This is a genomic window from Roseateles oligotrophus, assembly GCF_014204525.1.
In the GTDB taxonomy this organism is placed as follows: Bacteria; Pseudomonadota; Gammaproteobacteria; order Burkholderiales; family Burkholderiaceae_C; genus Paucibacter_A; species Paucibacter_A oligotrophus_A.
In genome coordinates, this window is record NZ_JACHLP010000016.1 from 21234 (window position 1) to 30061 (window position 8828).

The 8828-nt window shown below is 63.8% G+C and carries 7 protein-coding genes and 3 pseudogenes; 8 read left to right on the plus strand and 2 right to left on the minus strand.

Features of this window, described 5'->3' with window-relative positions:
- Position 1: 1 nt before the first annotated feature.
- Genes HNP55_RS23585 through HNP55_RS23600 form a run of 4 tightly spaced genes read left to right on the plus strand, consistent with a single transcriptional unit; the run spans position 2 to position 3706 of the window.
- Entirely contained in the window at positions 2–1228 is a 1227-nt protein-coding gene (locus HNP55_RS23585) for a glycosyltransferase (RefSeq protein ID WP_184304800.1), read from the plus strand.
- Positions 1225–1935 (plus strand): class I SAM-dependent methyltransferase, encoded by a 711-nt coding sequence (locus HNP55_RS23590; protein ID WP_348648752.1) that lies wholly within the window; start codon positions 1225–1227, stop codon positions 1933–1935. Before HNP55_RS23585 ends, HNP55_RS23590 begins: the two co-directional genes overlap by 4 nt.
- Positions 1932–3113, plus strand: coding sequence for a DegT/DnrJ/EryC1/StrS family aminotransferase (locus tag HNP55_RS23595; RefSeq protein ID WP_184304802.1), 1182 nt, complete (start codon positions 1932–1934; stop codon positions 3111–3113). The genes HNP55_RS23590 and HNP55_RS23595 overlap by 4 nt, the downstream gene beginning before the upstream one ends.
- A 2-nt stretch (positions 3114–3115) precedes the next feature.
- Positions 3116–3706, plus strand: a complete 591-nt coding sequence (locus HNP55_RS23600; protein WP_184304804.1) for a sugar transferase — start codon at positions 3116–3118, stop codon at positions 3704–3706.
- 1 nt (position 3707) lies between these two features.
- Here HNP55_RS23600 and HNP55_RS23605 read toward each other — a convergent pair whose 3' ends face one another.
- Entirely contained in the window at positions 3708–4274 is a 567-nt protein-coding gene (locus HNP55_RS23605) for a Uma2 family endonuclease (protein ID WP_184304806.1), read from the minus strand.
- Positions 4275–4360: 86 nt separating this feature from the next.
- Between HNP55_RS23605 and HNP55_RS23610 the strand changes: the two genes are divergently transcribed.
- The 4 genes and pseudogenes from HNP55_RS23610 to HNP55_RS23625 all read left to right on the plus strand — a co-directional run.
- Positions 4361–6250 carry a polysaccharide biosynthesis protein gene (locus HNP55_RS23610; protein ID WP_184304808.1) on the plus strand — a complete coding sequence of 630 codons (1890 nt, stop codon included), beginning with the start codon at positions 4361–4363 and terminating at the stop codon, positions 6248–6250.
- 326 nt (positions 6251–6576) lie between these two features.
- Positions 6577–6894, plus strand: a pseudogene (locus HNP55_RS23615) (transposase); the annotation flags it as partial.
- Positions 6891–7364, plus strand: a complete 474-nt coding sequence (tnpB, locus tag HNP55_RS23620; RefSeq protein WP_184304810.1) for an IS66 family insertion sequence element accessory protein TnpB — start codon at positions 6891–6893, stop codon at positions 7362–7364. The pseudogene HNP55_RS23615 and the gene tnpB, both read left to right, overlap by 4 nt.
- Positions 7276–8564 (plus strand): annotated as a pseudogene (locus HNP55_RS23625) (IS3 family transposase); the annotation flags it as partial. The gene tnpB and the pseudogene HNP55_RS23625, both read left to right, overlap by 89 nt.
- A 9-nt stretch (positions 8565–8573) precedes the next feature.
- Here the strand turns inward: HNP55_RS23625 and HNP55_RS23630 are convergent.
- Positions 8574–8672 (minus strand): annotated as a pseudogene (locus tag HNP55_RS23630) (IS5/IS1182 family transposase); the annotation flags it as partial.
- Positions 8673–8828: the final 156 nt, after the last annotated feature.

Below are 8828 nucleotides of genomic sequence, written 5' to 3' on the forward strand. Positions count from 1 at the left end.
CGTGAAGATACTGCTCATCAACCACTACGCTGGTTCGCCCCAGCACGGCATGGAGTTCCGCCCCTTCTATCTGGCGCGGGAATGGCGGCGCATGGGACATCAGGTCTTGATCCTGGGCTCAAGCCAGTCGCATGTGCGGGCCAAGGAAGCGCAGCCCGGCGTACAGATCATCGAGGGCGTGAACTACTGCTGGTACGAGACCCCCGCCTACCAGGGCAATGGCCTGGGCCGGCTGCGCAATATCTGGTCCTTCTGCCGCCAGGTCTGGCGCGATGCCGATGTGCTGGCGCGCGACTTCGCGCCCGATGTGGTGATCGCCTCCAGCACCTATCCCATGGACGTCTGGGTGGCGCGCCGCATCGCAAAAATGGCGCGGGCCAAGCTGGTCTACGAGGTGCATGATTTGTGGCCGCTCTCGCCCATCGAGCTCTCGGGCATGTCGCCCTACCACCCCTTTGCCCTGCTGTGCCAGAAGGCCGAGAACGAGGCCTACCGCGATGCCGATGCGGTGGTCTCCATGCTGCCCAAGGTGCACGACCATATGGCCGCACACGGCCTGGATCTGGCCAAGCTAACGATCGTGCCCAACGGCATCACGCTGGATGAATGGACCTCGGCCGCCGAACCCCTGGCCGAGGGGGCGCTGCTGAGTCATCTGCGCGAGCAGCGCGCCCAGGGCCGCCGGGTGCTGGGCTATGCCGGATCGCATGGCCTGCCCAATGCCTTGGATGTGTTGCTGGACGCTGCCAAGCGTCTGCACACAAGCGCGCCTCAACTGGCCATCGTGTTGGTGGGCGGCGGGCATGAGAAGACGAGATTGGCTGAGCGGGTGAAGGCCGAAGGCCTGAGCAATGTGGCCTTGTTCGAGCCCATTCCCAAAAAACAGATCCCCAGCCTGCTGCAGCATTTCGACATCGCCTACATCGGCTGGCAGCGCACGCCCATCTATCGCTTCGGCATCGCGCCCAACAAGCTGATGGACTACATGATGGCGGGCCGGCCGGTGCTGCACTCGGTGGAGGCCGGCAACGACCCGGTGGCCGAGGCTGGGGCCGGCCTGACCGTGGCGCCCGAGGACGCTGCGGCGGTGGAGGCCGGCGTGCTGAGCCTGGCCGCCCAGCCGGCCGAGGCATTGAAGGCCATGGGCGAGCGCGGCCGCGCCTTTGTGCTGGCTCAGCATACTTATCCTATCCTGGCCCAGCGCTTTTTGAAGGCGCTTGAGCCGTGAGCCAAAACGAGCATGGGCGGGAGCTGGAACAAGTGGCCAGCCGTTATGCCAAGCGCGCCCAAGCGCAGCTGGAGGACCGCTACAGCCTGCTGAGACCCGAGGTTTGGCAGATGCTGCAGGAGCGCCAGCGCGCGATGCTGCGCCTGCTGGCCAGTCGCCCGGGCCGGCCGGCCGATTGGCGCCTGACCGAGGTGGGTTGTGGCGCCGGCGGCAATCTGCTGGAGATGCTGCGCCTGGGCCTGCGGCCCGAACACCTGATCGGCATCGAGCTGCTGCCTGAGCGCCTGAACCTGGCTCGGCCCCTGTTGCCGGATGGCGTGCGCCTGCACCTGGGCGATGCCTCGACGGCCGCCGTGCCCGAGGCCAGCCAGGACCTGCTGCTGCAATCCACCGTGTTCTCCTCGCTGCTGAACGACGGTGTGCAAGATGCGCTGGCCGCGGCCATGTGGCGCTGGCTCAAGCCGGGTGGGGCCGTGCTCTGGTATGACTTCATCGTCGACAGTCCCCGCAACCCGGATGTGCGCGGGGTGCCGCTGCGGCGCGTGCGTGAGTTGTTCCCGGCAGGGCGCTTGCGCAGCCAGCGCCTGACCCTGGCGCCGCCGCTGGCGCGCTGGGTCTGCAGCAAACTTCACCCCGCCGCTTATTCCCTGTTCAACAGCCTGCCCTTGCTGCGCAGCCATGTGCTGTGCTTGATTGAAAAACCATGAGTGCTGAACTTCCCCAATCCGAGCTGCCTTTCTTGCCCTTTGCCCTGCCCGAAATCGGCGAGGACGAAATCAATGAGGTGGTGGACACCTTGCGCTCCGGCTGGGTCACCACCGGCCCCAAGGCCAAGCGTTTCGAGGCCGACTTCGCCGCCTTTCTGAACGAGCCGCAGCTGGAGTGCATCGCCGTCAACTCGGCCACGGCCGGCCTGCATCTGGCCTTGGAGGCCATGGGGATAGGCCCGGGCGACGAGGTCATCACCACCACCCATACCTTCACCGCCACCGCCGAGGTGGTGCGTTACTTGGGTGCCGATGTGGTGTTGGTGGACATCGACCCGCTGACGCTGAACATCGACCCCAAGCTCGTAGAGGCTGCCATCACGCCCAAGACCCGCTGCATCATCCCTGTTCACTACGCCGGCTTGGCGGTGGACATGATTGCCATCTTGGACATCGCCCGCCGCCATGGCTTGCGCGTGCTGGAGGACGCGGCCCATGCCCTGCCGACTACATTGGAAAAAGAGCTGATAGGCACCATGGGCAGCGACGCCACGGTGTTCAGCTTTTACGCCAACAAGACCATGACGACGGGCGAGGGCGGCATGCTGGTGACCCGCAATGCCGAGCTGGCCAAGCGGGCCCGGGTGATGCGTTTGCACGGCATGAGCCGCGATGCCTTTGACCGCTTTACCGCCACCGTGCCCAGCTGGTACTACGAAATCGTGGCGCCCGGCTTCAAGTACAACATGACCGATATCGCGGCGGCTCTGGGGATTCATCAGCTCAAGCGCATCGGCGCCTTCCAGGCTCGGCGTGAGCAAATCGCCGCGGCCTACAACAATGCCTTTGCGGACCTGCCTCTGATCCTGCCGCCTCAAGCGCCGGAAGGCGATGTGCACTCCTGGCATCTCTATGTGCTGCGCCTCAGCGACGAGGCCAGCATCGCCCGTGACGCCTTCATCGAGGCCATGTATGCCGCCAGCATAGGCTGCAGCGTGCACTACATCCCCCTGCATCTGCAGCCCTACTGGCGTGACCGTTATGGCTTGAGGGCCGAGCAGTTCCCGCACTCGCAAAAAGCCTACGAGCGCAGCATCAGCATCCCGCTCTACACCGCGATGACGGACGCCGATGTGCAGCGGGTGATTGCGGCCGTGCGCCGCATTGCTTTGAGCTGACAGTGGCCAAGCGGCTGTTCGACATCCTGTGTGCGGGCTTGGGCCTGCTCTTGCTGCTGCCCTTGCTGATTCTGCTGGCGCTGTGGATCAAATGGGACTCGCCCGGCCCGGTGATGTTCCGGCAGGAGCGGGTGGGGCGCTTTGGCCGGCCTTTCTACATCCATAAATTCCGCAGCATGCGGGTGGACAACGCGGGCCTGCAGATCACGGTGGGTGAGGACCCGCGCATCACCCGCAGCGGCCGCCTCTTGCGCGCCGCCAAGCTGGACGAGCTGCCGCAGCTCTGGGACGTCTTGCGTGGCGCCATGAGCTTGGTTGGCCCGCGCCCCGAGGTGCCGCGCTATGTGGCGCTCTACACGCCGGAACAGCGTGAGCTTGTGTTGTCGCTGCGGCCGGGCATCACCGATACGGCCTCGATTGAGTATCGCGATGAGAGCCGCCTACTGGCCCAGTCCACGGAGCCCGAGCGAACCTATGTCGAAGTCATCATGCCGGCCAAACTGGCCTATGCCTGCCGCTATGTGCAGGAGCGCAGCTTTTGGGGTGATGTCGGGCTGATTTTGAAAACCTTGCGGGCGATTGCCCGGAAATAGTTCAGCCTTCTATTTCGGCAAATAAAACATCCGGGGCAAGGCTTAGCTCGACACTGGCCAAGTCCACGGTGGCGTTGGCGTCGAAGGGGTGCAGGACCCACAGTTCCGCCGTGCTGCGGCGATAGACATCGCAGCGCCGCGAATCCAAATCGATGAACACCACTTCTTCTAACGAAGCAATGCTGCGGTATTGCGCAAACTTTTCTCCCCGGTCATAGGCGGCGGTGCTGGGCGACAGCACCTCCACAATCAACTTGGGTTCGCGTTTGACCATGGGGCTGGCGCGATCCACCTCGCTGCAGGTCACCAGCACATCGGGGTAGAAGAAGTTCTCACCCGCCTGGCTTTGCACCTTCATATCGGCCATGAAAGTTCGGCAGGGGCTGCCGCTCAGGTGCTGGCGCAGGGCCATTGCAACATTGAGGCTGGCGGTCACGTGCCTGTCTTCGGCCCCCGCCATCGCAAACACCTCGCCATTCACGAAATCGTGTCGTTCGGCCTGCAGAGCTTCCCAGGCGAGGTACTCGGCGGCATCCATTGCGGGCTTTTTCAAAGCGGCGTGTCCCATGCTGAGGCTCTCCGTGATTTGCTTCAATTATCAACGTTGTTATCACGCTCCGAAACCGACTCGCCTTGCCGTGACAATACCGCCCTATGTTCTGGCAATCACTCGACGCATTCCTGACCCGCATCCGCCCGCGCCGCGAGGCTTTGTCCCTGGCACTGGACGGTCTGATGATCTTTCTGGCCTGGCAGGCCACCTATCTCTTCCGCCTGGGCTTCGAACGTTGGACCTCGGCTCGCCCCGACTATGACGGCTGGGTCATCGCGGGTCTGGTCGCGCTCTATCTGCTGAGCCTGTGGCTGTTCAAGGTGCCCAAGGGCATGTGGCGCTTCAGCGGCTTTGGCGAGGTGCAAAGAGTAACCCTGGCCTGCGCGGCTGCCGGCATCGTTGGCGCCGTCGTCATCCTGATGGCGCAGCTGCAGGCCGTGCCGCGCTCGGTGCTGGCCTTGCACCCCGTCTTCAGCATCATCGGCCTGGCCATGATGCGCCTGGGCTACCGCATGCTGTACGAGCATCTGCGCGCCCGCATCAACGGCAGCGCGACCGAGACTCATCGTGCCCTGGTACTGGGTGCGGGCCAGGCCGGCCGCCTGCTGGTGGCCGGCATTCAGCACCAGGGTTGGACCGTGGTGGGTTGGCTGGACGACGACAAAGCCAAGCAGGACTCGCGCGTGGCCGGTATTCCCGTGTTAGGTCCTCTGAGCGAAGTTGAGCGCTTCGCCGAACTGCACGGCATCACCCATCTCATCGTGGCCATGCCCTCGGCCGAAGCAGCCAAGCGCCGCCAGGTTCTGGAGTTGGCCGGCAAGACCGGGCTGCCTGTACTGACCGTGCCCAGCAGTGCCGAGCTGATGGCGGGTAGCAAGGTCGATCAGCTGCGCGACATCCAGCCCGAAGACTTGCTAGGCCGTGAGCCGGTGCAACTGGACGAGGCCGGCATCAGCGAATGCCTGAACGACAAGGTGGTACTGATCACCGGTGCCGGCGGCAGCATTGGCAGCGAGCTGTGCCGGCAAGTGGCCCGTTATGGCCCATCCAAGATCGTGCTCTACGAGATGAGCGAGTTTGCGCTCTACACGATCGAGCAGGAGCTGAGCGAGAAGTTCCCGCGCATCCCCCTGGTGCGTCTGGTGGGCGACGTGAAGGACCTGGAGCATCTGCGCTACACCTTCGGCAAGTACAAGCCGCAAATCGTTTTTCACGCGGCGGCCTACAAACATGTGCCCTTGATGGAGGTGGACAACGCCTGGGCCTGCCTGCGTAATAACACCTTGGGCACCTTCCACGCCTGCACGGCAGCGGCAGAACATGGGGTCGAGCGATTTGTGCTCATCAGCACCGACAAGGCCGTAAACCCCACCAATGTGATGGGCGCCACCAAGCGTGCTGCGGAGTTGGTGATCAGCCATATGGCAGGCCAAGGTCACGCCACCAAATTCATGGCCGTCCGCTTCGGCAATGTCTTGGGCTCCAGCGGCAGCGTTATTCCCAAGTTCAAGGAACAAATCGCCAAGGGCGGGCCGGTCACCGTCACCCACCCGGACATTACCCGTTACTTCATGACCATCCCGGAGGCGGCGAGGTTGGTGGTGCAGGCGGCGGCGCTCGGGGGCACGAGCCTAGTTTATGTGCTCGATATGGGAGAACCGGTGCTAATCGCCGATCTCGCGCGGGACATGGTGCGGCTCTCGGGCTTTCGTGAGGATGAAATCAAAATCCGTTTCAGCGGGCTGCGGCCCGGCGAGAAACTGTACGAAGAACTGCTGGCAGTCACCGACCGCCTGGTACCGACTCCCATCTGTGGGCTCAATGTGGCCCAGATCCATCATAGTCCCGGCGATACGGATTTCGTCGCCTGGTTGAAGCAGGCTCAGCAACTCGGCGTTGCGGTAGTTGACGCGGAGGTGTGTCGGGTCCTGCGGGCCGTGGTTAGTGAATTCGAATCGGCCAGGGTGGGCTCATTTAATGAAAACTTGTGAGGGGCAGGATGGCCCGCGATACTTTCAATTCCCCCGCCTCCGTTGCCATGCCAACGTTGGGTGTGCATTGTGAGGATCTCCCGCTGTAATAAGCGTCGAGCTCGGCCTATCGTCCTGAAATCGACAGGCTGCAAGCGATCACGGTGCTTGCTGTGGTGCTTTTCCGTAAGTGTCCAGCCAAGTCATCTCTTGACTGGCTGAGGTGTACTGTCAGTATCCGTCCGGCCAAGTCATCTTGATTCCAAGGCGCTGTCGTAGGAGCCTCGTGTCCGCTTAACTTCTTCGCGGACACATGGACACTTCAGTGGTGAGAGCGGCGCAAGCACAGCGCTGAGTTCAAGGCCTCGGTCATCCGGGCCTGCAAGCAGCCCGGGGTCTCGATGGCGGCGGTTGCTTTGGCCAATGGGCTCAACGCCAATATGCTGCGCAAATGGGTGCAGGAATCGGAGGGCAATCCCGCTGCAGTGCTGTCGTCGGCACCACAGCAGCCTGCGCCGAGCTTCATCGCGCTGCCCCTGCCCGCGGCGCCGGCGGCCCAGGACATCCGCATCGAGCTGCAACGCGCCGGCACGACGATCAGCGTAAGCTGGCCCGGCAGCGCCGCGGCCGAGTGCGCGGCCTGGTTGCGTGAGTTGCTGCGGTGATCCGCTTCGAGGCCCTTTGGCTGTCGCCCCTGCCTCTGGACATGCGTGCCGGCACCCACACCGCGCTGGGTCGCGTGGTCGCCGTCTTCGGCGCCGCCCATCCGCACCACGCCTACATCTTCACCAACCGACGGGGAGACCGCATGAAGGTACTGATCCACGATGGCATCGGCATCTGGCTGGCCGCGCGGCGACTCAACCAGGGCAGCTTCGTGCGGCTGGGCTGGGCTGATCCGGCACGGCTGAGCCCAACCCAGTTCGACGCCCTGGTGCTGGGCCTGCCCTGGCAGCGCGTGGGCGAGGCCGGCGTGATCACCCCCCGCGTCAAAATACCTGTCGTCTCCATAGATTCAAAATGGGGGGCGCAGATGAGAGAACGAGTTGGCTCGATACGGACAAGAATTCAAAGACCGAGCGGTAGCGCGCATGCTGCCGCCGGAGAGCGCATCGCCGGAGGTGGTGTCGCGTGAGATTGGTGTGGGCGTGAGCACGCTGGAGAAGTGGCGCGCGCAGTCTCTGGGCAAGCCCGCGCAAGACAAGGTGTGGACAGCCGCAGCGAGGCTGCAGGCCGTGATTGCCACGGCGGCGATGGACGAGGTCACCCGCAACGCCTGGTGCCGCGAGAACGGGCTGTACGCGCATCAGCTGCAGCAATGGAAGGACAGCGCCACGCAGTCGCTGGCGGCGCCCGAAGAGATGCGGGCGAGCCCGTCGCAGACCAAGGCGGATCGGCGCCGTATCAAGGAGCTTGAGCGCGAGCTTCGGCGCAAGGAATCGGCTTTGGCGGAGGCGGCAGCACTGCTGGTGCTTTCAAAAAAAACGGCGGCGATCTTCCAAAGAAACGCGCAGGATCAGGACGAATGATCGGCCTGGAAGATCGCCAAGAACATGCCCGCAACATCGAAGCCGCCTGCCAGGCCGGTGCCCGGCTGAGCGAGGCGTGCAAAGTCGTTGGCATCGCTGCGCGCACGCTGCAGCGCTGGAAGGCCCAGGACGGCCTTGTATCGGGCGATGGCAGGCCGGATGCGGTGCGCCCGACACCCGCGCACGCCTTGACCCCCGAAGAGCGCGAGCAGATCGTGAGCGTGGCCAACGAGCCGCGCTTCGCTGACCTGCCGCCGGCGCGCATCGTACCCATGCTGGCCGACGAAGGCCAGTACATCGCCAGCGAGTCAAGCTTCCAGCGCGTGCTGCGCGCACAGGGCCAGACACGTCACCGAGGTCGCGCCAGGGCGCCGCGTCAGAGCCGCCCGCCGAGCACGCATGTGGCTACCGCGCCGCGGCAGCTGTGGTCGTGGGACATGACGTACCTGCCTTCGCACGTGGCCGGACGCTGGTACTACCTATACCTGATCCTGGATGTGTTCAGCCGCAAGGTCGTGGGCTTCGAAGTGCATGACAGCGACGATGCCGAGCATGCTGCGCGGCTGGTCCAGAGAACAGCGCTGGCGGAGGACATCCACGCGGTGCCGCGTGAGGACAGGCCCGTGCTGCACGGGGACAACGGAGCCACGCTCAAGGCGACGACGGTGCTGGCGATGCTGCACTGGTTGGGCGTCAAGCCGAGTTATTCCAGGCCTCGCGTGAGCGACGACAACGCTTACGTGGAGAGCCTGTTCAGGACGGCGAAATATCGACCTGAGTTCCCGAGCACGGGCTTCGCTGATCTAAGAACGTGTTCAAAGTCTCCTGAGCAGGATCGCCAGAAACGCCAAGTGGACAAACTGCAAGCTGGTGTTGAGCCAGCGCTCGCAGTTCTTCCACAGCCTCCTGTTTTTTGAGCCTGTCAGAAACTTTGTGTGTGAGGCATAGCATGTCGACAAGGAGCATGAATGCCACGCAAGACAAAAACCACCGCTACGGCGGAACAGGCGGCGAAGCCGCAATTCCAGATCCCAGCCGAGTTGCTTGACCAACTGGTCACCGGGCCGATG

What these genes read in the sequence shown, in the direction of transcription:
- HNP55_RS23595 (WP_184304802.1), top strand. Translation starts at nt 1,932, where the DNA reads ATGAGTGCTGAACTTCCCCAATCCGAGCTGCCTTTCTTGCCCTTTGCC.
- HNP55_RS23605 (WP_184304806.1), bottom strand. Translation starts at nt 4,274, where the DNA reads ATGGGACACGCCGCTTTGAAAAAGCCCGCAATGGATGCCGCCGAGTAC.
- HNP55_RS23610 (WP_184304808.1), top strand. Translation starts at nt 4,361, where the DNA reads ATGTTCTGGCAATCACTCGACGCATTCCTGACCCGCATCCGCCCGCGC.